This is a genomic window from Agrobacterium vaccinii, from assembly GCF_021310995.1.
GTDB lineage: Bacteria > Pseudomonadota > Alphaproteobacteria > Rhizobiales > Rhizobiaceae > Agrobacterium > Agrobacterium vaccinii.
This window is the reverse complement of record NZ_CP054150.1, coordinates 502,006-525,891: the sequence shown is the minus strand read 5'-3', so window position 1 is coordinate 525,891 and position 23,886 is coordinate 502,006. Positions and strand designations below refer to the sequence as shown.

The following is a 23,886-nucleotide window of genomic DNA, read 5'->3' as shown; positions in this document are numbered from 1 at the left end:
GAAAGGGCCACCCGTGAAGACTATTGCTGCGAGATGTCTGGCACTTTTCGTCTTCATGCTTGCGGCCCTGCCTGCGGCGGCTGAAGAGTTCATCAGTTCCTATCATTCCGTGGTGGATGTCGCCAAAAGCGGTGAACTGACGGTGACGGAGACCATTACGGCGCGGGCCGAAGGCAACCGGATCAAGCGCGGTATTTTCCGCGACTTCCCGCTGTATGCGCTGGACAAGAACGGCAGCCGCACCAAGGTCGGCTTCAAGGTTCTGTCGGTGGAGCGGGATGGCGCTCCAGAAGATTGGCGCACCGAAAGCATCGATGGCGGCATCCGCATCTATACCGGCAATGCCGACCGGTTTCTGCCAACCGGCGATCACGTTTTCCAGATCACCTATACCACCGACCGGCAAATCCGCTATTTCGACACATATGACGAGCTGACCTGGAACGTGACCGGCAATGGCTGGCAGTTTCCGATGCGCGACATCTCGGCCACCGTCTCCCTGCCGGAGGGCGTGGCGCCATCCGAAACCGCCGTTTTCACCGGACCTCTCGGTTCGAAGGGCAAGGATGCCCGTGTGATGACCGAGGGCAACGAGGTGTTCTTCGCCTCGACGCGCCCGTTCTATCAGGGCGAAGGCATGACGATTGCGGTGAAACTGCCGAAGGGTGTGATTGACGCGCCGACGGCTGCGCAGGCGCGGAGCTGGTGGTTGCAAGACCATTTGGGCTCGGTACTGGGTGTTTCAGGCTTCATAATCATCCTGTTTTATTATTACCGGGCTTGGTCGGCTGTTGGCCGCGACCCCGCCAAGGGCATCATCGTGCCGCGTTGGGATGCGCCGGAGGGATTGTCGCCTGCGCTCGTCAACTACGTCGATAATCACGGGTTTTCCGAGAATGGCTGGACGGCGTTTTCCGCCGCATCGCTCAACCTTGCGGTCAAAGGTTACGTGGTGCTGGAGGATTTGAAGAATTCGCTCATCATTCGCCGCACCGACAAGCCAATCGAGGGCAAGTTACAGGCGGGTGAGGCAAAGATCATCAATACGGTCGATGAACCGGGCATGGCATTCGAGATCAACAAGAAAAACGGATCAAGGGTCGTATCGCTCGGCAATGCTTTTCAAAAGGCAATCGAAACGGAACATAGTGGCAAATACTATCGCGAGAATATTGGTTTTGTGGTCTCAGGCTTTTTCCTATCCTTCTTCATCGTTTGCGCAGTTTTGTTCTTTGGTAATTTCGAACCGGAGGCCCTTTTTGCGACCTTTTTCATCGGCATCCTGTCCTTCGTCGGGACGATTTTTGCACTTGCCTTCGGAAAATCGTTGACGCGTGGTGGCTCTCTGCTCAAGCGCATCGGGATGATCGTCGTTCTGGCGCTGGTGGCGTCCATGCTGATCTCCGGTATTGGCGGTGCGATGACCGTCGTTTCGCTGGAAAAGCTCGAAGCGCTGCAATTGCCTGCCATGATGTCCGTCGCTGGTATCATCACCACAAACATCGTGTTCGTGATGCTGATGGGCGCACCGACGCCGCTGGGGCGCAAGCTGATGGACGGCATCGAGGGCCTTCGGCTTTATCTGACGGTGGCTGAGAAAGACCGGATGAACATGCAGGGCGCGCCGCAGATGTCACCACAGCATTTTGAGACATTGCTGCCTTATGCCGTTGCTCTGGGCGTGGAAAAGCCCTGGAGCGAGGCGTTCGAGACGTGGCTGGCGAATGCTCAAGCGGGAGAATATTCGCCTGGATGGTACAGCGGTAACTACAGCAATTTCGGAACCCGAATCGGCGGCTTTTCCTCTTCCATGGCATCGACAATCGCCTCAACGATACCGGCACCGGTCAGCTCGTCTTCATCGAGCTTTTCCGGTGGCGGTGGTTCGTCCGGGTCTGGTGGTGGTGGTGGTGGAGGCGGGGGCTGGTGAGCGGCCTCTGCGACGAGGGTTAAACCTCGTCTTCCTTCTTCACGCGGTATTCGCCCGTGGTGGGGTCTTTGATGAGCGTGCCGGTGGCACCGGTTTCCCGTTCTTTTTCCTGCCGTTTGGTTTTTTCGGACAATTTTTTCGCATCGCCGACGAAGCGTTTGTAAAGAATGATCGCCCCGAACATGAGCAGGGCGAGCGTTATCAATTGGGCCATCTATCGTTTGTCCATCAAAAACCGTAACGGGCCCACAATGCCTTTTCTTCCGCCACTTCCGCAAGCCCCGAGGCGGCGGATGCGGCGATGGACTGGGCGTGGAGATCGACGCCCGGCAGTTTCTTGCCGAAGAAATTGCGCGCGCCGCTGACAAGCTGAAGCTTGACCTTGTCGCCGTAGCGACGGCGCAGGACGTCGCGCATATCGCCCAGACCATCGATAAGACCGAGGTCGAGCCCGCGCATGCCGGTCCAGAACAGGCCGGAGAACATCGCCGGATCGTCCTTCAACTTCGAGCCGCGACGCAGTTTGACCATGTCGATGAAAACGTTGTGGATTTCGAGCTGGAGCGATTTCAGATATTCGATATCGCCTTCCTTTTCCGGCTGGAAGGGATCGAGGATCGCCTTGTTCTGGCCTGCAGTATAGACACGTCGTTCGACGCCGATCTTCTTCAGCATTTCAGGGAAACCGAAGCCGCCGGAGACGACGCCGATAGAGCCGACGATGGAGGTCGGGTCGGCGATGATCTCATCACCCGCCAGCGCAATCATGTAACCGCCGGATGCCGCCACATCTTCCACGAAGATCAGCACCTTCTTGTTCTTCTCCTCCGCCAGCTGGCGGATGCGGTTATAGATCATCCGCGACTGAACCGGCGAACCGCCGGGGGAATTCAGCGTAATGGCAACGACAGGCGCCTCCTTCATGCCGAACGCCTTGTCCAGCAGTGGGGCGTAGGACGCCAGATTGAGCGCCGGACGAAACTGACTGCCGCCTGCCATGATTGCGCCGTGCATGCGCACCACGGGAATGATCAGCTCCGTCTTGCGAAACCGCTTGGGCACCAATCGCTTCAAAATTCCGGCCATTTTATCCTCATCGTCATTCCTATGGGAACCGATGTGGGTATGGCCGGGGCAAAGACAATGGCGGGGGTGGTGATAATTTGGTGAGGGGTGGGTGGGTGCGCGCTTGAACGACATCATGCAATTTGCCCGCAACCCTCGTCCTTCGAGGCTCCGGCTTCGCCTCCGCGCCTCTCCTTCGACAAGCTCAGGATGATGGATGAGGGTTGCTGCGTCGGGGCCCTTGGCTTGGCTCTATATCACGTCTCGTGCATAGCTTTCTGTTGGTGGTGATCGCGTTATGGTTCCGCAGCGGTAGCAGCCCTCACCCTGAGGTGCCCCGCAGGGGCCTCGAAGGGCGGGGGCTGCGGGTGGAAGCCGACTGATGCCGCGACGGCTATCCGCCCTTATACCACTGCCCGCAACCCTCGTCCTTCGAGGCTCCGGCTTCGCCTCCGCACCTCAGGATGAGGGTTGCTACCGTCGGAGCCTGTGGCTTAGCTCTATATCGCACTTCATGCATAACTTCCTGTTGGTGATGAAATCGCGACTTGGTTCCGCAGCGGTAGCAGCCCTCACCCTGAGGTGCCCCGTAGGGGCCTCGAAGGGCGGGGGCTGCGGGTTGTTTTGCTCCAAAGGCCGGAATACTGGCAGTTTTCAGTATTGAATTGACTGTAATGACTTGGCAGAATTCCCGCCATGGAAGTACCCGTTTATATCGTTCGTTGCTGCGATGGATCGTATTATACCTGACTGACCAAGCAGTCCGTTGAAGCCCGCGTTTGGGAACACAACGCCGGTATTTATGGATATACCTCCAAACCACGCCCGGTCGAGCTGGTGTTTACTGAGACCTACGACCGCATTGTCGATGCCATCGAACGGGAGCGCCAGATTAAGGGCTGGTCGCGGCGCAAGAAGGAAGCGTTGATTGCGATGGCCTATGAGACGCTGCCGGAGCTGTCGCGCAGGGGACCTGCCGTGGTTAAGGCTTGAACCAGTGGCCGCCCCCGATGGTTCGAGGCTCCGCCCTGTGGGCTACGCACCTCACCATGAGGGCGGAGAGACGTCGCGGTGTCAGGACTGCTGGGCAGCGAGGGCAAAAATGTGTTTCTGGTGTCGGCATTCCCGCCGCCCGCAACCCTCGTCCTTCGAGGCCCCTACGGGGCACCTCAGGATGAGGACTGCTACCGTCGCGCCCCTTAGCTCTCGGCAAACAAATGCAAATACACCCCCCGCAGCAAAGGTGCGTAAAACTTCGGCAGGATAGCGAACGTGCCTCAGGAGGAGGGTGACTGCCTCCTGCCCAGCGTATTTGCATCATTCCGCCCATACCCCACCCGCCCATTGCTCAAATCATCCACCCTCGGCAAAAACGCATGACTTCCATCCTCATGCATCGTCAGCGGCGCGCGGAATGTGAGCCTTGCGCGGGAGCCTTTGATGGCGGTCACCAGCATGCGTACCGCGTCTTCGCCTGCGCGCGGGTGGACGAGGGTGATTTCGAGGCCGCCGAAGCGGCGGCCGCAGGCGGTGATGATGTCGGAGATGGATTGGGGGCGGGCGATGAGGGAGAGTTGGCCGCCGGGGATCAGGATGGCGGCGGCGGTTCTGAGCCAGTGTTCGAAGAGATCGTCCGTCATGGCGTGGGCGGTGGCTTTGAGCGCATCGGGGGTTTTGCGGTCGCCTGCGTCGTTATAGGGCGGGTTCATGATGACGTGATGGAAATGGTTGTCGAGCAGCCCCGCGTCCCTTCGAGCGTCGGCGCGCAGGGTGACATCCGCTTGTTGGACAAGGACGCGCTGCGCAAAGGCAGCATTAGCCGGGAGTTGCAAACTGCGCTGCGCAAAAACCACCATCTCAGGCGAAAACTCGAACAGCGTGACGTCAGCTTTTTCCAGACGCGATGCCACCGCCATGCCTGCGGCCCCCGCCCCGGCGCCCAGATCGGCCACGCGACACGCGGTATCATCAACCACCAGAGAGGCCAGCAGCATGGCATCCATGCCTGCCCTGTGGCCCCTGCCCTTGGGTTGCACGATCTCGAAGCGACCGCGATGAAACGCATCGACTGTTTCGGAAACGGTTGCCGCCATGGCGTTTCAGGCCTTGTCTTCGCGCAGCTCGTCGGCCAGTCCGGCATCCGTCAGAATGCGGCGCGCTTCATCGCCACGATCCTCTTCCACCAGAAAACGGCGTGGCAACAGCCCGAGCGATCCTTCCAGAATGCTCATGCCCTGATCGGCGATGAGGCTGTGAATGCCTGCATCCTTCATGAGGCTCTGTGCAAAAGAGAGCACAACGGCGTCGTTTGTACGGATCAGTTCACGCATAGGTCAGTTTCCACCCTAAATCCCATCTTTTTGAACGGCATGAGGCAATTCGCCCCTTGCCGCTTGCACCGCCGCTTTCTATTGTCGGCCCCAATATCGAACAGGAGTCCGGTCCGTTGGGCGTCGTCATACCGCTTGAAGAAAGCAAAAACAAACTCGCATCCGTCACGCCGCTTGTCGACCTGACTCGCCCGGATATGGAAAGGGTTAACCAGCTTATTCTTTCCAAAGCCGGTTCCGATGTCCAGATGATACCCGAAGTGGCGAACCACCTGATCTCCTCCGGTGGAAAGCGCCTGCGTCCGATGCTGACGCTCGCATCCGCTGCCATGTTCGATTACAAGGGCGACCACCACATCAAGCTGGCAACCAGTGTGGAATTCATGCACACGGCAACGCTGCTGCATGACGACGTGGTGGACGAGAGCGATCTGCGCCGCGGCAAATCTACGGCACGCACCATCTGGGGCAACCAGGCGAGCGTTCTTGTGGGAGATTTTCTGCTGGGTCAGGCCTTCCGCATGATGGTGGATGTCGGTTCGCTGGATGCGCTGGATGTGCTGTCCACCGCGGCTTCCGTGATTGCCGAGGGCGAGGTTCTTCAGCTTTCCGTGGCCAAGAACATGGAAACCACCGAGGACGATTATCTCCAGGTCATTCGCGCTAAGACCGCTGCTCTTTTTGCTGCTGCCGCCGAAGTGGGCCCGATCGTTGCCAAGACCGACAAGGCGACCCGCAGCGCGCTGAAATCCTACGGCATGAACCTCGGCCTTGCCTTCCAGCTGGTGGATGACGTGCTGGATTACGGCGGCAAATCTGCCGATCTGGGCAAGAACACCGGCGATGATTTCCGCGAAGGCAAGATCACGCTGCCGGTCATTCTGTCCTATCGTCGTGGCACTGTGGAAGAGCGCGAATTCTGGAAACGCGCTATCGAGCAGGGCGAAAGCACGGATGCAAATCTGGAAACAGCGCTGGGCCTGATCAAGAAATACAATGGTCTGGCCGACACCATTACCCGCGCCAACCATTATGGCACCATTGCGCGCGATGCGCTGGCGCCGCTGCCGAAAAGCCCATGGAAGAACGCCCTGATGGAAGTCATCGATTTCTGCATCGAGCGTGTGAACTGATAACGGAGAGCATCGCGGATTGATCATATGCGCGATGCCGACATTTCCGGCAGTTCTGATATCAGTGGCGGATTTTCTTGCGGGGCTGCTTCAAAAAAGCCATTCTGTCGTGACGTGGTGCGTCATCGTCTGAATCGGCCTCGATTCAGACATTCGATTCCCGCCAAAGCCATACAGCGTCCAGGTGCCGCAAGGTGCACCGAACTGTAGGGTGCAACGGATTTTTCGGTGCATATGCACAAGAGCAAAGGTTTCTTCATGCGGCGCAAATCAGCATTTCGTCTTCTCTGCGGTGCGGCTTTCATTGCCGCCCTTTCCCTCGGCGCTGGCCAGCAGGCCGCATTTGCCGAGACGAAACCGGCAGAAAAAGCACCTGATGCCGTCACTTTTAATCCCGATAAGGTCAACACCTTCTCCGGCGCGTTTCTGGCCGCACGCACGGCAGATGTCGATCAGGATTTTGCGACAGCCATTACGCTCTACAAAAAGGCGCTGGAATTCGATACCGCCAACGTGGAAATTCGCCAGCGCCTGATGATTGCACAGCTGCTGAGCGGTGATTTCGAGGCAGGCGCCAAGATTGCCGATAGCCTCAAGGACGATTCGTCTGTGGAGCGCGTCACCACCATCGTGCGGGCACTGGCGGCCATCAAGCACAAGGAATTTTCTAGCGCGGAAAAAATCCTGAAATATACCGGCCCCAACGATCTGGACCGCATGGTCAACACGCTGCTGACCGCCTGGTCGCGCGCCGGTTCCGGCAAGGGCAAGGAAGCCCTGGCACTGGTCAACGGCATGAAGGGCCCGGGCTGGATTTCCATTTTCCAGAAATATCATGCGGGCGCGATTGCGCTGGTGACCGGCAACACGGAAGCGGCCCGCAAGAACCTGAACGACGCCGTGGCCGACCGTGAAGGCGGCGCAACCGCAACCGATACCTACATGCGCGCGGTGATGGCGCTGGCCCGGCTGGAGGCCAAGGCTGGCAACAAGCAGAAGGCGCTGGACACGATTTCCGTCGGCGACAACTTCGCGCCGAACTATGCGCCGCTGAAGGCGCTGCGCCAGAGCATCGAAAAGGGTGAAAAGCCAGATCAGCAGGTTCAGACCGCCATCGAGGGCGCCGCTTCGGTGATGTTCTCCATCGCCGGTGCGCTGAACCGCGAAGGTGCCGAAGAGATCGTTACGCTCTACCTTCAGACATCTCGGGCGCTCGATCCGCAAAGCGCAGATACGCTGATTTTGCTGGGTGGCCTCGCAGAAGCGCAGAAGCAGCCGGAACGCGCCATTGCGTTCTATCGCGAAGTGCCTGACGATTCGCCCATGCACCGCATTTCGGAGTTGCAGCTGGGCCTAACGCTGGCGCAGACGGACAAGGTTGACGAGGCGCGCCAGCACCTGCGCTCGCTGCTGGAATCCGACCCGACAGACCTGCGGTCGTATCTCGCCTATGGCTCGGTCCTGTCGGATGCCAAGGACTATGCGGCGATGGCGGCCAATTACGACAAGGCTGTCGAGGTTATCGGTGCCGTGCCGAAGAAGACCGACTGGACCATTTTCTTCCAGCGCGCCATTGCCTATGAGCGACTGAAGCAGTGGGACAAGGCGGAGCCGGATTTCAAGCGCGCACTGGAGCTGAACCCGGAACAGCCGCAGGTTCTGAATTATCTGGGCTATTCCTGGGTGGACAAGAACCTCAACCTCGATCAGGCAATGGACATGATCCGCCGCGCGGTGGAGCTTCGCCCGAATGACGGCTACATCGTCGATTCGCTCGGCTGGGCGCATTTCCGTCTCGGTGCTTTCGATGAGGCGGTCACGGAACTGGAACGCGCCATCGAACTGCGCGCCGGTGACCCGACCATCAACGACCATCTGGGCGATGCCTACTGGCGCGTCGGTCGCAAGATCGAAGCCGTGTACCAGTGGAACCGCGCCCTGATCGGCGATAGCGACGATGTCGACAAGGCTAAGGTGAAGGAAAAGATCGCCAACGGCCTGCCGCCTCTGGAAAAGGACGCGCAGAACACCGCCCGGAAAGACCAGACACCGCCGGAGCCACCCGTGGCCCCGGCCCCTGCCCCGGACAAGAAGTCTTAAGGGTATCATGCTCTTGCGCGAGCCTATTGGAGCGGTCGTGACGACAGAGGCCGCTCCCGCCAAGATCAATCTGGCCTTGCATGTGACGGGTCAGCGGGCTGACGGGTATCATCTGCTTGAATCGCTGGTGGTTTTCACGCAGGCGGGTGACCTGATCGAAATCAGCGATGCCGAAAGCGATGGCTTCGTGATTTCCGGCCCCTTCGCCGATGTGCTGAAAGAGGCCGATCCAGCCAGCAATCTCGTGCTGAAGGCACGGGATCTTTTGCGAGCAGTGGCAGGCGCCAGCGCCACGCCCGTCTTCATCCACCTGCATAAAAATCTGCCCGTCGCCTCCGGTATCGGTGGCGGTTCTGCCGATGCAGCCGCGACCTTGCGCGCTTTGATGACCCACTGGGGTGTTGCGCCGGACCATTCCGCCCTCGTGGAGATCGGCCTCCAACTCGGCGCAGATGTGCCGATGTGTCTTGCCAGCAAGCCGCTGATTGCGCGCGGCATTGGCGAAGACCTCGAGATCATCGAGGATATGCCGACGCTGCACCTCGTTCTCGTCAATCCCTTGAAGGGCGTCTCGACGCCCGAGGTGTTCAGGCATCTGGCCAACAAGAACAATCCACCCCTCATGCAGCGTCGCAGCGAGGACTGGCTCAGTTTCATCGCAAAAAGCCGCAACGATCTGGAGCCGCCTGCCCGGACACGTCTTGCCGAAATCGGCGAAGCCTCTGCGTTGCTAACACGAACCGGGGCGGCGCTGGTGCGCATGTCCGGCTCCGGCGCCACCTGTTTCGGACTTTATGCCACGGCAGACGAAGCAAACTCTGCCGCAGTTTTTCTTCGTCAACAGCGGCTAGGCTGGTATGTTCAGGCCACGACAACCGTATCGGAACCTGCATCATGAGTGGCGAAAGAGCCTTTATTCCCGTCGGCATCGCGGTGTTGACCGTCTCCGACACCCGCACGCTTGCCGATGACAAATCCGGCGACACGCTGGTTGCGCGCATCGCGGAGACGGGCCACCGGCTGGTGGATCGCGGCATCGTCGAGGACGACAAGGCGGCTATTCGTGAGACGGTCGAGGCGTGGACGTTGTCGGAAGACATCGACGTCGTCATCACCACCGGCGGTACCGGCTTCACGGGGCGCGACGTGACACCGGAAGCGCTGGAGCCGCTGTTCGAAAAGCGCATGGATGGCTTTTCGGCTGTGTTTCAACGCATTTCCTATGACAAGATCGGCACATCGACGATCCAGTCGCGCGCCACGGCGGGACTTGCCAATTCCACCTTCATCTTCGTTCTGCCCGGTTCTCCCGGTGCCTGCAAGGATGCGTGGGACGGCATCTTGAAGGCGCAGTTGGACTACCGCCACTTGCCCTGCAATTTCGTGGAAATCATGCCGCGTCTGGACGAGCACCTGAAGCGCGGCAAGGCGCAAGGCTGACTATCGCGCGGCGCGCAGCACCCATGAAGGAATGAGTTCGGCGCTCAAGCGGCGGGTCTTCTGCGATTTCGGGAAATGGTCGAGCGGCATGCCGGATTTGGCAATCGATAAAGCTTCCTGTTTGCGCAGCAACAGCCCATATTCCAGCGGTGGCCTACGTCTGACGAACCGCGACAGAAACGACGGGCGATAATGGCGCGACGGCGCAAAGCGTGCCGGCAGTTTGCTCAGCGCCATATATTCGCTGATGTCAGCGATCCAGCCATTTTGCGGGCGACTGCCCGGCTCCATCATCAAAATCCACTCGCCGCGCGCCGAGCCGATGACATCCCTTATGTCCCATTGCGTATGAAACCGGCAGCCAGCGGCTTCGGCCACACGCTCAGAGCCGTCGCTGGAGGCATGATCCAGCACGATGACGTCACTGATCAGCCCTTCCACGGCGCCCGAGACGAGCGTGGCGAGGGTGTGAGCAAGCTCCGGCTCCTGATCCCGGCATTCCATGATGACTGTCAGCATATGTCTATCAGCGTGTGATCCCCTAGAAGCGATAAAACAGAAAGCGCGCAAAGCCACAAGATTTCATCGATCAAATTCCTATCGCAATGCAAAACAAATTACCATCGCGCGTTTTTAACATTTTGTTCTTGTATTGTTCTAATTTCTGCGATAGGAATCGGGGCATCCAACAAGCCGGTTCGTGCCGGTCAGGAGCATCCAGATGAGACAACATGTGCTTTCGGGGCAGGCTGCATTCCAGCCGGGCCATACGCCAGATATTGCCAATGCGCTGGTCGATGCATCGGGTCTGCGGATCGAAATCGACCGTCGTCGCGGGCGTGGTGCGGGCATCAATCCGGGTGGCCGCTTCGAGACCTTACAGCACGAGCCTGTCGATGATGGCTGGCAGATCATCGAGGAATTGCCGGAGTTTCGTACCGAAGTGCAGGTGGAAAAGCCACGCACGATCATCAGCCGCAACGATTCGCCTGATATTCCCTTCGACCGATCCGTCAATCCCTATCGCGGATGCGAGCATGGCTGCATCTATTGTTTCGCAAGGCCGAGCCACAGCTATATGGGCCTGTCGGCGGGGCTGGATTTCGAGGCCAAGCTGTTTGCCAAGCCGGATGCCGCAAAGCTTCTGGAACGGGAGCTGGGCAAGCCGGGATACAAGGCCCGCGTCATCGCCATCGGCACCAATACCGATCCCTACCAGCCGATCGAGCGGGAATGGCGCATCATGCGGCAAATCCTCGAGGTGCTGGCCAAGGCCGAGCATCCGGTTGCCATCGTCACCAAATCGGGCCTGATCACCCGCGATATCGATATTCTGGCCCCGATGGCCGCCAAGGGCCTTGTGAAGGTCGCCATCTCCGTCACCACGCTGGACCGCAAGCTTGCCCGAAGCATGGAACCACGCGCTGCGACACCTGCCAAGCGGCTGGAAGCCATCAAGACGCTGACTGAGGCCGGTATTCCCGTCGCCGTGATGATGGCGCCGGTCATTCCTGCGCTGAACGACCACGAGATCGAGCGGGTTCTGGAGGCCGGAAAGGCGGCAGGCGCAACCGAAGCATCATACGTGCTGCTGCGGCTTCCGCTGGAGGTCAGCCCGCTGTTTCGCGAGTGGTTGTTGCGCAATTATCCGCACCGGTACCAGCATGTCATGTCGCTGGTGCGCTCCATGCGTGATGGCAAGGACTATGATGCCGAATTCGGCAAGCGCATGAAGGGCGCTGGCCCCTATGCCTGGCAGATCGGCCGTCGCTTCGAGATGACGACCAAGAGGCTGGGGCTCGTGCGCCGTGGCCTCCACCTTCGGGATGACCTGTTCGTCGCACCGGGAGGTGCAGGCGTGCAACTCTCGCTGCTTTGATATGACAGACGTCCGGCTGCTGCCCTGTGGGCCAGCCGGACGCTCAGAAATACCCCTAGCGTCTATGCCCTGCGCTACGGGTTTCGCCCCCGGCATCTGCCGCCTCGCATGGGTCTGCTCTTTCCGCCCCGATTGAAAGAGCTTTGGAGGTCATGAGACCTCATGCACCAGCCCTCCGCCCCGTGGGCTGGCGCAAACACCCTGCGTCCGGGGGCTTGCAGGAGATCGGTTGCCTGTGCGAGTTTCGCCAAATGAAACGAAACACAGCACCCGATTCTCCTGCGCTCTTCGACTTCACCGAAACAGGTCCTGATTTCAGTCTGGAGCTTGAGGCGAAGCGGCGTGGCGAATGGCCGGTTGCCGGAACGGATGAAGCCGGGCGCGGCCCCTTGGCCGGGCCTGTGGTTGCCGCAGCCGTCATTCTCGACCCGGACAATATTCCCGATGGCCTCAACGATTCGAAGAAGCTTTCGAAAGCACGTCGGGAATTTCTGTTCGAGCGCATTCTGGAGACGTCGCAGGTCTCGATCGCGTCATCAGGCCCGGTTCTCATCGACCGGATGAACATTCTGCGCGCCAGTCTGGATGCGATGCGCAGGGCCGTGCTCGGCCTGGAAACGACGCCCGCGCTGGTTCTGGCCGATGGCCGTGACATTCCGCCGGGGATCGGGTGTGCCGGTAAGGCCGTGATCAAAGGAGACGCTCGATCCGTTTCGATTGCCGCGGCCTCCATCATCGCAAAAGTCACGCGTGATAGAATGATGGAAAGAGCCGGGTCGATCCATATCGTCTATGGTTTCGAAGCCCATGCAGGCTATGGCACGCCGACGCATCTGCGTGCCATCGAGGCGAATGGCCCCTGCCCTCTGCACCGCATGAGCTTTCGTCCCATGCGCGTAGAGTAAGCCAAAACCCTCGGTTTTAGCCGGCAAGCCTCATCTCGTATCCTTCGTGCCGCTGACCGTAGGAATTCGAACTAGTCAGCTGAAACTGTTGCAGCAATGTCCGCAGCTTATCGCTCTCGCTGGCGAGTGCCGATGTGGCGGACGTGGTTTCCTCGACCATGGCTGCGTTCTGCTGGGTCGTCTGGTCCATCTGGTTGACGGCATTGTTGACTTCGACAAGCCCTGTGGACTGTTCTTGTGACGACGAGGCGATGGCGGTCATATGCTGGTTCATGACGGTCACGTGCTGCTCGATGGTCTTGAGGGCATCGCCAGTCTGGCGCACCAGATTGACACCGTTCTCCACTTCGACCGACGATTTTCCGATCAGTTCCTTGATTTCCTTGGCGGCCTTGGCGGAACGCTGAGCCAGTTCGCGCACCTCCTGCGCAACAACGGCAAAGCCCTTGCCTGCTTCACCCGCACGAGCCGCTTCCACGCCTGCGTTCAGCGCCAGAAGATTGGTCTGGAAGGCGATCTCATCGATGACGACGATGATGTTGGAAATCTGGCCGGAGGATTGCTCGATGCGGTGCATGGCGTCCACCGCAGTTGCAACGACCTCGCCTGAAACCTTGGCCGCGCGGTTGGCCTCCGTGGCGGCTCCACGTGCTTCCTGAACGCGCTTGGTGGAGTTGGCCACATTCACCGTGATTTCATCGAGTGCTGCTGCCGTTTCCTCCAGCGTTGCGGCCTGCTGTTCGGTGCGCTTGGAAAGCTCCACCGAAGCGCCAGCAATTTCGCGGGTACCATTGTTCATGGTGTCGATGGAGTGGGAAATCTCCGCCATCGTGCCGCCCAACTGCTTGAGCGAACGGTTGAAGTCCTGCCGCAACGTCTCGAAATCCGGCGCGAAAGCGTCGTTGAGCTGGAAGGCGAGATCGCCGGATGCAAGTCGACGCAGACCATCCGCGAGGCCAGCCGTGGCAATCTGCAACCGTGCCTGCGCATCGGCTTCGGCCTTCTGCTGCGTTGCTATCCGATCCTGTTCGGCCAGCTGGCGGTTCGTCTCGGCCTGAAGCTCAAGGCGCTTGTTCTCGATTGCCGCGAGGCGGAAGACATCGACGGCTTCCGCCATGGCGCCGATCTCGTCCTTGCGCCCACGCGCAGGCACGGTGATCTCGGTATCGCCATCGGACAGGCGGCGCATCACGTCCGTCATGCGGACCAATGGTCGGGCCAAATGCATATTGCCGAAGAGTGCGGCACCCGCGCCGATGGCAAGCGCCACGGCCAGGGAGATGTAGTTGAGCGTGGCGGCATCTTCGGCGATCGCGGTGGTGTTTTCACCTTCCTGACGGACATCGGCCTCCATATCGCTGACGGTGTCTTTGAGCATTGCGTTTGCGGCGGTGTAGTCAGCCAATGAGGGCCCAACAAAACGCGCCCGCGCCTCGTCCAGGTTTCCGCTTTTCAACAGGGCTGTGACGTCGTTCCAGCCATTTTCGGCAATCTTCCATTTCGCCACGAAATCCAGAAAGAGCTTCTTGTCCAGCTCGTCGACCAGATAGTCCTGATATTTGACGAAATCACCTTCCAGTGCGGCCCGTGATTTCCCCATCTGCGCTTCGAACTGCGGCCACTTGTCGGCTGCCGAACTGACGATCGAGCTCTGGATATTTCTGATGTTTCCGACTTCGGTGCTTATCTCGCCAATCAATATGAAGGCTGGAACGCGGTCGCCGACGATCGTGTCGATCCCGCCCCTGATCTGCTGGAGAGACGAAATTGAAAACGTTCCCTGCACACCTGCCACCAGCAGCATGATGCCAGAGAGGGCTGCAAGTACGACACCAATGGATATTTTCATGTTACGTCCCCCGTCGGGATGTGCCTGACCTGCTGCATCGACCCACGCGGTCTCTCTGCCAAAGCAGATCACCCGGATTGAGGAAGGTCTAGAACATCGAAACTTAAATTATACTGTTGAGCAGACGCGCAATTACGCAGCTGATATAACGATACAGTGTGTTGTCATGATTGAAATTTGATTAAATTTTGAATGATCTAGAGCGGCGTGCGAGAGAAACTTTATAAAATTCGAATTCTTGCAGATATAAGCAAGTGTAATGCACATGTGCGTCCACTCCCGACCGCCCGTGCTTTCCTCAGGCGGATTTTATTCCGACTATTGAATGACTGTCCTATAGAGGGGTCGTCTGGACTGCCGCTGATAGTGCCTAGACAAAACAAAAACCCCGCCAATCGATTGGCGGGGTTCGAAATTTTCGACGTTGTCTGTCGCCAGACGACGATGATGCGAAATCTTAGTTGAGGCGTGTCTTCACGTCGCTGACAGCGGCGTTGAACAGCTTGGCCGTCGAAGCTGCTGTCGTCTTTTGAGCAATCAGCTTTTCGGAGGCTGCAATAGCCAGATCGACAGCGGCGGCACGAACGGCGCCGATGGCGTCGGTTTCTGCCTGCTTGATCTTCTGTTCGGACAAAGCGTTGCGGCGTGCGACGAATTCTTCCGTCTTGACCTTGGCTTCCGCTGTCAGCGCTGCTGCTTCACGTTCTGCAGCGGCGATGATGTTGGCGGCGTCTGCTTCGGCTTCCTTACGCTTGCGCTGATATTCGGCCAGCAGATGCTGAGCCTCTTCACGCAGGCGCTTGGCTTCCGCCAGCTCTTCCTTGATGTTGCCTGCACGCTCATCGAGCGAGCTTGCCAACATGCCTGGAACCTTCAGGTAGGCAATCAGGACGAAGAAAAGGATAAGACCGACGAGGGCGAAAAATGTTGCATCGAACGCCATATCAAGCCCCCTTCACTGCGGATGCGGCTGATACAGCTGCCTTGGCATCGGTTTCGGTGACCTTGGCGCCGATCAGCTGATCGACGATTGCGGTCGCGGTTTCCTCAGCAATCGTGCCGACATCGGCAAATGCCTGCTGCTTGATGCTGTCGATGCGCGCTTCGGCAGCGGTCAGCTTCTGGGCCAACTCGGCTTCGATTGCGGCACGATCTGCATCGGCCTTTGTCTTTGCAGCGTCACGCGCAGCGGCGGCGATGGAGCCAGCCTTGGCGCGCGCAGCAGCCAATTCTTTTTCATAGGTTTCGATGGCGGCATCTGCCTCGGCCTTGAGCCGGGATGCTTCATCCAGATCCTGTGCGATACGGCCGTGACGGTCTTCGAGAATTCCGCCGACGCGTGGCACGATGACCTTCTTCATGAGCACGTAGAAAAGGCCGAACGAAATTGCCAGCCAGAGAAGCTGGGATGCGTAAGTGGACTGATCGAACGGTGGGAACACAGCAGATGCGTGACCGGCATCATGTGCCACTCCCGTTTCCGTATGTGTTGCTTCCGGGGCAGTCTGACCGACAGCCGGAGTTCCGGTATTCGTTTCACTTGTCGCCGGTGCTGACTGGGCCAAAGCCTCGGTCACGAACATGCTCACCTCCAGGGGTAGTGCAAATGCGAAGGATCACGGCACGCTGCTGCGAGCCGTGATCCAAACCTGATGCTGTTATTAGACAGCGAACAGGAGAAGGAGAGCTACGAGCAGCGAGAAGATGCCCAGAGCTTCCGTAACGGCGAAGCCGAATACCAGACGGCCGAACTGGCTGTCAGCGGCAGACGGGTTGCGCAATGCGCCCGACAAGAAATCGCCGAAGATACGGCCGAGAGCGAGGGACGTACCAGCCATGCCGAGGCATGCGAGACCTGCGCCGATGTACTTTGCTGCTTCCGCTTCCATGTTAAGCTCCTTAGAATGGTTGTTGCGGCTATTTTTGACACCCGTCCTCCGGGGCCAGCGACTTTACTTCTCAGTGACCGCCATGCACGGCGTCGTTCAGGTACATGCAAGTCAGTACCGCGAAGACGTATGCCTGCAGGAAGGCGACGAGAAATTCCAGACCGGTCATTGCGACCGTCATGATGAGTGGCAGGATTGCGCCACCGACACCCAGAGCGCCGAGCGCACCCATGGAGGCGACGAAGCCCGAGAAAACCTTCAGCGTGATGTGACCGGCCAGCATGTTCGCGAAAAGACGAACGGACAGGCTGATGGGACGCGAAAGGAAAGAGATGATTTCGATCGATGACACAAGCGGCAGAAGAACCGCCGGAACGCCCTGCGGCGCGAAAATGCCGAGGAAGTGCAGGCCATGCTTATAGAAACCGTAAACGACGACCGTTCCGATGACCAAGCACGACAGTGCGAAGGTTACGATGATCTGGCTGGTGACCGTGAAGAAATACGGGAACATGCCGAGAAGGTTTGCGGTCAGAACGAACATGAACAGCGAGAAGACGAATGGAAAGAACACCATTCCCTTCTTGCCAGCGCCTTCGCGCAGCATCGACGCGATGAATTCGTACGACATTTCGGCAACGGACTGCATGCGGCCAGGAATGAGACCGCGGTTCGACGTTGCGAAATAGAGGAAGCCGGAAGCGGCAGCAACCGTAGCGACCATGAAGAGAGATGCGTTGGTGAACGAAAAATCCACGCCACCGATCTCAATCGGGATGATCGGCTGTACAATGAACTGATGCGTCGGATCGTTTGCCACCGGCTGCCCTCTTTACCTTTTGCCGCAGATAGCGGCACTTTATTTCTATAGAAGCGAAGCGATTACTCGCCCTGCTTACCACTCTTGTCTTTCCCCAACCCACCTTCGAGAAGCGGCGGCTTGGCAACCACTCCGGCGGAACGCAGAACGTTCAGCACACCGGCACAGAAACCGAGAAGAAGAAGAACGATCATCCCCCACGGCGACGTACCAGCAAAATGGTCCAGAAGATAACCCAGCATCGCACCGACGATAACTGCGGAAATGAACTCGGAAGAGAGCTTGATCGCCATCGCAAAACCCTTCCGGGTCTCCGCTGCATTCTGCTCCGTCCGCTGTTCCGCGTCGTCTTCCGCCTTCACCTTTGCCAATTCGTTGGCAAGGCGCTTGCGGCGCTCATCCAGACTATCGTTACGGTTGCCGGTCATCGTCAAATCCCACCCTTTGTCTCCATACTGGCATTGCCAGAACTCTTTGGAGTTGTAAACGGCAGGGCTTCAAGCCTGTTCCAGCCCGCTCTGAAGTCGCGCGCAACATAGTTTTAGGGACTTCGCTAGTCAAGGCACTGATGGCCCTCAGCGGAATACAAAATTGTGTATTGAAAACAATTGGTTATTTGATATTCGCGGATTATTGGCGTCACAGCCGTGCAGAATCGGCAATTTTGACACGGTTATCCCGGGGAAAAGGCCGGAATATCAGCTCCAGCCGCCGCCATAGGTGCGGTAGAAGACGTGCAGGCCGATTCTACCAACCTTTTTCATGGATTTTCCCCATGCGGGGCGAACATAGACGGCATGGTAGTGCGTCGCGGAGCCGACTTCCTTCAGCCAGATCTTGCCAGCCGTCGTGGCAAGAGCCACTTCGCGGGCCATCTTCCAGTGCCGTTCGGAATTGATGCGGTCCTTGATATTGTCGCAGGCAAAGGAAAACTGGCAGCGATTGCGCCAATCCTGGTTCTGGTAGACGACGCCACAGATGGTTTTGGGATAGGATGGGTTGCGCACGCGGTTCAAAATGACCTGCGCGACAGCCGCCTGACCTTTCACCGATTCGCCGCGCGCCTCGAAATAGATGCCGGACGCCAGACACTGCTGCTCGGCTGCGGAGAAAACCTCTGCCGGAAGCGGGGTCGCCGCCCAGGCATGGTCGTCTGCGGCGATCTGGGGAATGAAACGGCCCGTCTCAGGCTTTTTCAAAATCGCATCGAAGGGCGATTCGCGGGCGAAATCCGGTTCTGCCGGGGCATAGGCGGTGGCCAGAATGTCGGGTGTGCGATTGGTGATCAGCTCTGCCACCATCGGCGAGACATTCTTCTCGCTCTTGGTTTCGTCACGGCGGAAATAGAAGGACGCCAGTTCGATGTCCTTTTCCTTCTTCTGCTTGACGAAGGCCGTGCGGTCCTTGCGCTTCAACGGCTCGATGTCCAGCATGCTGGTGCGTTGCAGGACAGACCCTGCCGTGAAGGCTTTTGGCGGCTGCATGATTTCGGTGGCGACCACCCTGCCCTTTTTGCTGGTGCGGTTGACGCGGTCCGCATCCGGCGTGCTTTCCTTGCCGCTCTTGGCGGTGACGAAGGCGACCTTGCGGCCATCCGGTGTGATCATTCCGGCACCGGTCAGTGCCGAAGCAGGGTCGGCTTCGTTGAATGCAAGCGATGCGCTGTGAACGGAACCGGCAGGTGAGTTGGTGAGCACCATGCGCCACTGCTCGCCCCCGGCATCGAGACCGGCGAGCAAGGATGCCAAATCGGCGCGTGCTGCAAGGGAGGGAAAGGCAAGCCATGCGGCCATGCCGAAGATGACAGGCGATGCCCATTTCTCATACGAGAAGAAGAACCCGCGACGCGATACTTTCTTTGAACGCAAAACCAGTACTCCGGACACAACGCAACTCACTGCTACAGGACCGGATAATCTCTCATTAACCTTGATGCTTGGTTAACGCCGGGGCCAGACGCGGTTTCACGTTAACGTGTACCGGAAGCAAAAACGCCACCCGGCTTGGCAGGGTGGCGTTTGAATGTTGCATATAAGAAGACAGCTCGTGTCAGATCACGACGTGGGAACCCAGCTCGACCACGCGGTTTGCGGGCAGACGGAAGTAATCCGATGGGTCTGCTGCCGTTTCGGCAAGCGCGATGAAGAGGCGGTTTTGCCAGCCGGGCATGCCCGACTTCGGGTCCGGCACCAGCTTGCGACGACCGAGGTAGAAGGATGTCGACATGATATCGAACTTGTACCCGGTGCGGCGCAGGTAGCCCAAGGCCTGCGTCACGTTTTGCGTTTCCATGAAGCCGAAATGCAGTTCGACCACGACGAAACGTTCGCTGATCTTGGTGATGGTGTAGCGCCTGTCCGCGTGAATGCGCGGCGTGTCCTCGGTTCTGATCGTCAGGATGACGTTCTTGTCGTGCAGGACGTGGTTATGCTTGAGGTTATGCAGCAGCGCCGCAGGTGCCGTCTCCGGGTCGCCGGTCAGGAAGATCGCCGTGCCGGGAATACGAACCGGCGCATGGGCGCTTTCTTTTTCAACTGACGACACGAAGGCCTTCAACGGAACGTCGGTGCGGCGGGTCTTGGCGAACAGGATTTTCGAACCGCGCTGCCATGTCGTCATGATGATGACGAAAGCGACAGCCAGCAGCACAGGAACGTAGCCGCCATCGTGAATCTTCAGGAGGTTTGCGCCAAGGAAGATCAGTTCCAGCGAAATGAACGGGAAGATGACCAGCATCGCCAGGGATTTCGACCATTTCCAGTGGCTGCGTGCAAACTGGAAGAACAGCAGGCTGGTGACGACCATCGCGCCGGTGACGGAAATGCCGTAGGCCGTTGCCAGCGCATCGGAGCTTTTGAAGGTCAGCACCAAGGCAACCACGCCGATCAGCAGGATGGTATTGACCGATGGCAGGTAGATTTGCCCGGTGTTGGTTTCCGACGTGAACAGGATTTCCATGCGCGGCAGATAGCCAAGGTGGATGGCCTGACGTACCAGCGAGAACGCCCCCGTTATCACGGCCTGGCTGGCAATGATGGTCGCCGCAGTTGCCAGAATGACCGCAGGCAGCAGAGCCCATTGCGGGAACATCAGATAGAACGGGTTGGCCGCCGCAGCGGGGTCTTTGAGAACCAGAGCGCCCTGCCCGAGATAATTAAGTGTCAGAGCCGGAAACACCAGCACGAACCACGCCCATTGAATGGGCCTGCGCCCGAAATGGCCGAGGTCGGCGTAAAGCGCTTCGGCACCGGTGATAGTCAGGAAGACCGCGCCCAGAACCACGATGCCGTAGAAACCTTCCGCCAGCAGAAACTCCACCGCGTGGACAGGATTGAAAGCAAAGAGAATGCTGTAATCATCGGAAATGTGCATCAGGCCCGTCAGGCCCATGACGAGGAACCAGACCGCGGTAATGGGTCCGAAAAACTTGGCAACGACTTCCGTGCCGTGGGACTGGATGGCAAAAAGCCCGACCAGAATAAAGACGGATATGGGGATGATGAACTCATCCATCTGCGGCGTGACAAGCTTCAACCCCTCCACCGCCGACAACACCGAGAGCGCAGGCGTGATCATCGCATCACCCAGAAACAGGGCGGCACCGATGAGGCCGAGCATGATCAGCACGCCGCGCTTGGCACCTGCATTTTTCATCAGCAAGGCCAGAAGCGACAGTGTGCCGCCTTCGCCGTCATTGTCTGCACGCAGCAGGAAACAGATGTATTTGATGGTGACGATGATGGTGAGAGCCCAGATCATCAGCGAGATGAGGCCGATGACCTCCGCTTCCGTCAGGCCATCGTGCGAGATCGGCTTCAGCGCCTCGCGAAAAGCGTAGAGCGGACTGGTACCGATATCGCCATAGACGACACCGATCGAACCCAGCATTGCCGCAAACAGGCCCTTCATGCGGTGATCACCCGCTTCCGGCTTGTCGTGGCTTTCCTTATCCAAGGCATGAGACATGGTGTTTCTGACCCTTTAGAGCCAGCCCTTCCAACGGAAAATGATGAACGGAATGATGGCCGATATGAGCATGATGAAAACTGCCAATGGATACCCGTAGGACCACTGCAACTCCGGCATGACCTGAAAGTTCATTCCGTAAACGGATGCCACGAGCGTTGGCGGCAAAAACACGACCGACGCGATGGAGAAAATCTTGATAATGGCGTTCTGCTCGACATTGATAATGCCAAGCGACGCATCCAGCAGAAACGTCAGATTGCCTGAAATAAAGGACGCATGCTCCGACAGGGACTGGATGTCGCGTCCAATCGAGCGCCCGGTTTCCTTGGCTTCCTTGTCCTGCTGTACATTGGGCGTGGCTTGCAGGAAAGATTGCAGACGGGCGAGCGATGCCAGGCTGTCACGCACCTTCGATATCAGGCGGTGATAACCGGAGATATCGGCAAGCTTGTCTTCCAGATAACGCGGTGCCTTGCGTTTGCTGCGCGCCTGTTCACCGAAAATTCCGGCAGCGACCGTATCGATGCGAATAACGGAGGTTTCGAGAATTTCTGCCGTGCGGTCCACGATCGTTTCGAGAAGCTTCAACAGCAGCGCCGTACCACTGCGCATTTCGTGCGGCACACGGGTGATGGCGGCGATGAAGAGATTGAAGGATTTCGGTTCGGCGTAGCGGATCGTGACCAGCCGCTTGCCCGCCAGAATGAAAGCGACATCGGTCAGGCGCGGATCTTTGCTATCTGCATTCCAGACAAGCGAGCCCGTCATGAAGACATTGCCGTCTTCGACATAAAGACGGCTTGACGGTTCGATATCTTTCAAATCTTCACGGGTGGGCAACTCGACGCCGAGCATTTTCTCGACACGTATTTCTTCGGCCCGGTCGGGATTGATGAGGTCGATCCAGACAATATCATCCGAAATCTGCTGGACCGATGGGTCCGCCGACAGGCTGATTGCCTCGCAATTCGAGCGATAGGCCTTGATCAATCAGTTTCTCCGGTCAGCACACCGACAAATGCCGGAAGGCTGCTCTAACACATCATGTGTGGCTTCCGCAAACGCCCAGAATGGACGGCGGATCAAACGGCGCGGCCTATGCTCTTTATGCCCGCAATAATCAAGGAGTATTTTTCAGGGTCGCCATGCAACCAATGTGGAATGGCTGTTTCATCGGCGTAGTTTCGTTAATCGTCTCCCAACCATGGATACGTCAAAAAATCGCGTATAACGCATATGTATCAATTGGTTGAACATTAAAACAAGCGCGCATTAGATTCCCGTAAAACCAGAAATCCAACTGTAGGCTCTACTTAAACGCAGCGCTGTCAAGCCGTGCGAAAGACCGAGTGCTATGCGCAGCACGCATCGATTATCTTGCGATTAGTCGAAAACGATGCGGGGAGCGGGCCTGCGCAGACCGGCGCCGATCTGGGTCCACACCCCTTGCGCGATGTCGCGGTAAATCTTCGCCTGCGGCCCGTCTGGCTCGGCCACGACCACGGGTGTTCCTGCGTCCGACAGCTCACGGATGGAGATGGTGAGCGGCACTTCGCCGAGGAAGGGAACGCCGATGCGTTCTGCTTCCGCCCGCGCGCCGCCATGGCCGAAGATATCATAGCGTGCTCCGGTATCGGGCGCGATGAAGTAGCTCATGTTTTCGATGACTCCGAGAAGCGGCACCTCGACCTTCTTGAACATGGTGATGCCCTTGCGCGCATCGATCAGGGCCAAATCCTGTGGCGTGGAGACGATGACAGCCCCTGCCAGAGGCACCTGCTGGGCGATAGTCAGTTGCGCATCGCCGGTGCCGGGTGGCATGTCCAGCACAAGAACGTCGAGTTCGCCCCAGGCAACTTCGCGCAGCATCTGCATCAGCGCCGATTGCACCATCGGCCCGCGCCAGATCATCGCGGCTTCCTCATCCACCAGAAAGCCCATGGACATGACCTTCAGGCCATAATTTTCCATGGGAATGATGGTGCGACCTTCACCCTGTTGGGGACGACCGGAAAGCTTGAGCAACCGTGGCAGCGATGGGCCGTAAATATCCGCATCCAGAATACCCACGCGCAGTCCGAGCGTCTGTAGCCCCAGTGCCAGATTGACTGCCGTGGTGGATTTTCCAACGCCGCCCTTGCCGGATGCGACGGCAATGATGGCGCCAATGCCGGGAACGCCTGCCTTGGTGCGCGCTGGCTGGCTGGGCGGTGGTGGCGAAGGCTGGGCTTTCGAGGCGGGGCGCTGGGTCGGAGATGCGCCGTGTTTGCGGTCAGCCGTCAGGGCGACCATGGCGGCCTTGACGCCGGGCACGGCGAGTGCAGCTTTTTCCGCTGCCAGCCGCAAGTGTTCCATATCATCGGCCTGATCTGCGGGAACAGTAATGGAAAAAAAGGCTTTGCCATCCGCAATGAAGATTTCGGACACCATGCCGAGCGCAACGATGCTTTTATCGCTGCCGGGATAGATGACGCCTTCCAGCGCCTGCTCGATCTGCTTCTTATCGGCCTGTGTCATGTCATTTTCCATACGCTTGGCATCCGCAGGTTCTCCATAACCAAGTGCTGCGGTTTCGCC

General features: G+C 58.4%; 23 protein-coding genes. 8 read left to right on the top strand and 15 right to left on the bottom strand.

Features of this window, described 5'->3' with window-relative positions; translation table 11 throughout:
- The first annotated feature begins 13 nt into the window (after positions 1 to 13).
- Positions 14 to 1,930, top strand: coding sequence for a DUF2207 domain-containing protein (locus tag HRR99_RS02510; RefSeq protein WP_233122633.1), 1,917 nt, complete (start codon positions 14 to 16; stop codon positions 1,928 to 1,930).
- Between the two features lie 19 nt (positions 1,931 to 1,949).
- On the opposite strand, the gene HRR99_RS02505 is transcribed toward HRR99_RS02510, so the two are convergent.
- Positions 1,950 to 2,144: a hypothetical protein gene (locus tag HRR99_RS02505; RefSeq protein WP_077103523.1), complete on the bottom strand. Its 195-nt coding sequence runs from the start codon at positions 2,142 to 2,144 to the stop codon at positions 1,950 to 1,952.
- A gap of 14 nt (positions 2,145 to 2,158) precedes the next feature.
- A complete protein-coding gene (locus HRR99_RS02500) occupies positions 2,159 to 3,016 on the bottom strand; it encodes a S49 family peptidase (protein WP_233122632.1) in 858 nt (285 codons plus the stop codon).
- A gap of 729 nt (positions 3,017 to 3,745) precedes the next feature.
- On the opposite strand from HRR99_RS02500, the gene HRR99_RS02495 reads away from it, so the two are divergent.
- Positions 3,746 to 3,988 (top strand): GIY-YIG nuclease family protein, encoded by a 243-nt coding sequence (locus HRR99_RS02495; protein ID WP_233123555.1) that lies wholly within the window; start codon positions 3,746 to 3,748, stop codon positions 3,986 to 3,988.
- Between the two features lie 284 nt (positions 3,989 to 4,272).
- On the opposite strand, the gene HRR99_RS02490 is transcribed toward HRR99_RS02495, so the two are convergent.
- Together HRR99_RS02490 and HRR99_RS02485 are read right to left on the bottom strand one after the other, a co-directional pair.
- Complete coding sequence (locus HRR99_RS02490; protein WP_233122631.1) at positions 4,273 to 5,088, bottom strand: tRNA1(Val) (adenine(37)-N6)-methyltransferase; 816 nt, start codon at positions 5,086 to 5,088, stop codon at positions 4,273 to 4,275.
- 6 nt (positions 5,089 to 5,094) lie between these two features.
- On the bottom strand, positions 5,095 to 5,325 hold the full coding sequence (locus HRR99_RS02485; RefSeq protein WP_233122630.1) for a putative signal transducing protein: 231 nt from the start codon (positions 5,323 to 5,325) through the stop codon (positions 5,095 to 5,097).
- A 116-nt stretch (positions 5,326 to 5,441) separates the two neighbouring features.
- On the opposite strand from HRR99_RS02485, the gene HRR99_RS02480 reads away from it, so the two are divergent.
- From HRR99_RS02480 to moaB, 4 genes are all read left to right on the top strand, one after another.
- Positions 5,442 to 6,458, top strand: coding sequence for a polyprenyl synthetase family protein (locus HRR99_RS02480; RefSeq protein ID WP_045232878.1), 1,017 nt, complete (start codon positions 5,442 to 5,444; stop codon positions 6,456 to 6,458).
- Between the two features lie 258 nt (positions 6,459 to 6,716).
- The gene (locus HRR99_RS02475; protein ID WP_233122629.1) at positions 6,717 to 8,558 is read left to right on the top strand and encodes a tetratricopeptide repeat protein; all 1,842 of its coding nucleotides are present in this window, start codon (positions 6,717 to 6,719) and stop codon (positions 8,556 to 8,558) included.
- 7 nt (positions 8,559 to 8,565) lie between these two features.
- A complete protein-coding gene (locus tag HRR99_RS02470) occupies positions 8,566 to 9,456 on the top strand; it encodes a 4-(cytidine 5'-diphospho)-2-C-methyl-D-erythritol kinase (RefSeq protein WP_233122628.1) in 891 nt (296 codons plus the stop codon).
- Positions 9,453 to 9,998 carry a molybdenum cofactor biosynthesis protein B gene (gene moaB, locus HRR99_RS02465; protein WP_233122627.1) on the top strand — a complete coding sequence of 182 codons (546 nt, stop codon included), beginning with the start codon at positions 9,453 to 9,455 and terminating at the stop codon, positions 9,996 to 9,998. Before HRR99_RS02470 ends, moaB begins: the two co-directional genes overlap by 4 nt.
- Here the strand turns inward: moaB and HRR99_RS02460 are convergent, their stop codons facing one another.
- Positions 9,999 to 10,517, bottom strand: coding sequence for a glycosyltransferase family protein (locus HRR99_RS02460; RefSeq protein ID WP_233122626.1), 519 nt, complete (start codon positions 10,515 to 10,517; stop codon positions 9,999 to 10,001).
- A 202-nt stretch (positions 10,518 to 10,719) separates the two neighbouring features.
- Here HRR99_RS02460 and HRR99_RS02455 point away from each other — a divergent pair, with 202 nt between their 5' ends.
- Together HRR99_RS02455 and HRR99_RS02450 are read left to right on the top strand one after the other, a co-directional pair.
- Positions 10,720 to 11,877, top strand: coding sequence for a PA0069 family radical SAM protein (locus HRR99_RS02455; protein ID WP_233122625.1), 1,158 nt, complete (start codon positions 10,720 to 10,722; stop codon positions 11,875 to 11,877).
- A gap of 251 nt (positions 11,878 to 12,128) precedes the next feature.
- Complete coding sequence (locus HRR99_RS02450; protein WP_233122624.1) at positions 12,129 to 12,782, top strand: ribonuclease HII; 654 nt, start codon at positions 12,129 to 12,131, stop codon at positions 12,780 to 12,782.
- 16 nt (positions 12,783 to 12,798) lie between these two features.
- Here the strand turns inward: HRR99_RS02450 and HRR99_RS02445 are convergent, their stop codons facing one another.
- The 10 genes from HRR99_RS02445 to HRR99_RS02400 form a co-directional block, all read right to left on the bottom strand.
- Positions 12,799 to 14,631, bottom strand: a complete 1,833-nt coding sequence (locus HRR99_RS02445; RefSeq protein ID WP_233122623.1) for a HAMP domain-containing methyl-accepting chemotaxis protein — start codon at positions 14,629 to 14,631, stop codon at positions 12,799 to 12,801.
- 457 nt (positions 14,632 to 15,088) lie between these two features.
- Positions 15,089 to 15,574, bottom strand: coding sequence for a F0F1 ATP synthase subunit B (locus tag HRR99_RS02440; protein ID WP_233122622.1), 486 nt, complete (start codon positions 15,572 to 15,574; stop codon positions 15,089 to 15,091).
- 1 nt (position 15,575) lies between these two features.
- Positions 15,576 to 16,214: a F0F1 ATP synthase subunit B gene (locus HRR99_RS02435; RefSeq protein ID WP_111840963.1), complete on the bottom strand. Its 639-nt coding sequence runs from the start codon at positions 16,212 to 16,214 to the stop codon at positions 15,576 to 15,578.
- A 78-nt stretch (positions 16,215 to 16,292) separates the two neighbouring features.
- The gene (locus tag HRR99_RS02430) at positions 16,293 to 16,520 is read right to left on the bottom strand and encodes a F0F1 ATP synthase subunit C (protein WP_027673924.1); all 228 of its coding nucleotides are present in this window, start codon (positions 16,518 to 16,520) and stop codon (positions 16,293 to 16,295) included.
- Between the two features lie 70 nt (positions 16,521 to 16,590).
- Entirely contained in the window at positions 16,591 to 17,340 is a 750-nt protein-coding gene (locus tag HRR99_RS02425; protein WP_233122621.1) for a F0F1 ATP synthase subunit A, read from the bottom strand.
- Positions 17,341 to 17,402: 62 nt separating this feature from the next.
- On the bottom strand, positions 17,403 to 17,768 hold the full coding sequence (locus HRR99_RS02420) for an AtpZ/AtpI family protein (protein ID WP_112501174.1): 366 nt from the start codon (positions 17,766 to 17,768) through the stop codon (positions 17,403 to 17,405).
- A 270-nt stretch (positions 17,769 to 18,038) separates the two neighbouring features.
- Positions 18,039 to 19,208, bottom strand: coding sequence for a cell wall hydrolase (locus HRR99_RS02415; RefSeq protein WP_422387285.1), 1,170 nt, complete (start codon positions 19,206 to 19,208; stop codon positions 18,039 to 18,041).
- Between the two features lie 181 nt (positions 19,209 to 19,389).
- Complete coding sequence (locus HRR99_RS02410) at positions 19,390 to 21,294, bottom strand: potassium transporter Kup (protein WP_422387326.1); 1,905 nt, start codon at positions 21,292 to 21,294, stop codon at positions 19,390 to 19,392.
- Positions 21,295 to 21,321: 27 nt separating this feature from the next.
- On the bottom strand, positions 21,322 to 22,299 hold the full coding sequence (locus tag HRR99_RS02405) for a magnesium transporter CorA family protein (RefSeq protein WP_111840959.1): 978 nt from the start codon (positions 22,297 to 22,299) through the stop codon (positions 21,322 to 21,324).
- 393 nt (positions 22,300 to 22,692) lie between these two features.
- Entirely contained in the window at positions 22,693 to 23,826 is a 1,134-nt protein-coding gene (locus HRR99_RS02400) for an Mrp/NBP35 family ATP-binding protein (protein WP_233122620.1), read from the bottom strand.
- Positions 23,827 to 23,886: the final 60 nt, after the last annotated feature.

Coding starts and splice junctions, on each gene's coding strand:
- HRR99_RS02505 (WP_077103523.1), bottom strand. CDS start 2,144: ATGGCCCAATTGATAACGCTCGCCCTGCTCATGTTCGGGGCGATCATT.
- HRR99_RS02500 (WP_233122632.1), bottom strand. CDS start 3,016: ATGGCCGGAATTTTGAAGCGATTGGTGCCCAAGCGGTTTCGCAAGACG.
- HRR99_RS02490 (WP_233122631.1), bottom strand. CDS start 5,088: ATGGCGGCAACCGTTTCCGAAACAGTCGATGCGTTTCATCGCGGTCGC.
- HRR99_RS02485 (WP_233122630.1), bottom strand. CDS start 5,325: ATGCGTGAACTGATCCGTACAAACGACGCCGTTGTGCTCTCTTTTGCA.
- HRR99_RS02475 (WP_233122629.1), top strand. CDS start 6,717: ATGCGGCGCAAATCAGCATTTCGTCTTCTCTGCGGTGCGGCTTTCATT.
- HRR99_RS02470 (WP_233122628.1), top strand. CDS start 8,566: ATGCTCTTGCGCGAGCCTATTGGAGCGGTCGTGACGACAGAGGCCGCT.
- moaB (WP_233122627.1), top strand. CDS start 9,453: ATGAGTGGCGAAAGAGCCTTTATTCCCGTCGGCATCGCGGTGTTGACC.
- HRR99_RS02460 (WP_233122626.1), bottom strand. CDS start 10,517: ATGCTGACAGTCATCATGGAATGCCGGGATCAGGAGCCGGAGCTTGCT.
- HRR99_RS02455 (WP_233122625.1), top strand. CDS start 10,720: ATGAGACAACATGTGCTTTCGGGGCAGGCTGCATTCCAGCCGGGCCAT.
- HRR99_RS02450 (WP_233122624.1), top strand. CDS start 12,129: ATGAAACGAAACACAGCACCCGATTCTCCTGCGCTCTTCGACTTCACC.
- HRR99_RS02445 (WP_233122623.1), bottom strand. CDS start 14,631: ATGAAAATATCCATTGGTGTCGTACTTGCAGCCCTCTCTGGCATCATG.
- HRR99_RS02440 (WP_233122622.1), bottom strand. CDS start 15,574: ATGGCGTTCGATGCAACATTTTTCGCCCTCGTCGGTCTTATCCTTTTC.
- HRR99_RS02435 (WP_111840963.1), bottom strand. CDS start 16,214: ATGTTCGTGACCGAGGCTTTGGCCCAGTCAGCACCGGCGACAAGTGAA.
- HRR99_RS02430 (WP_027673924.1), bottom strand. CDS start 16,520: ATGGAAGCGGAAGCAGCAAAGTACATCGGCGCAGGTCTCGCATGCCTC.
- HRR99_RS02420 (WP_112501174.1), bottom strand. CDS start 17,768: ATGACCGGCAACCGTAACGATAGTCTGGATGAGCGCCGCAAGCGCCTT.
- HRR99_RS02400 (WP_233122620.1), bottom strand. CDS start 23,826: ATGACACAGGCCGATAAGAAGCAGATCGAGCAGGCGCTGGAAGGCGTC.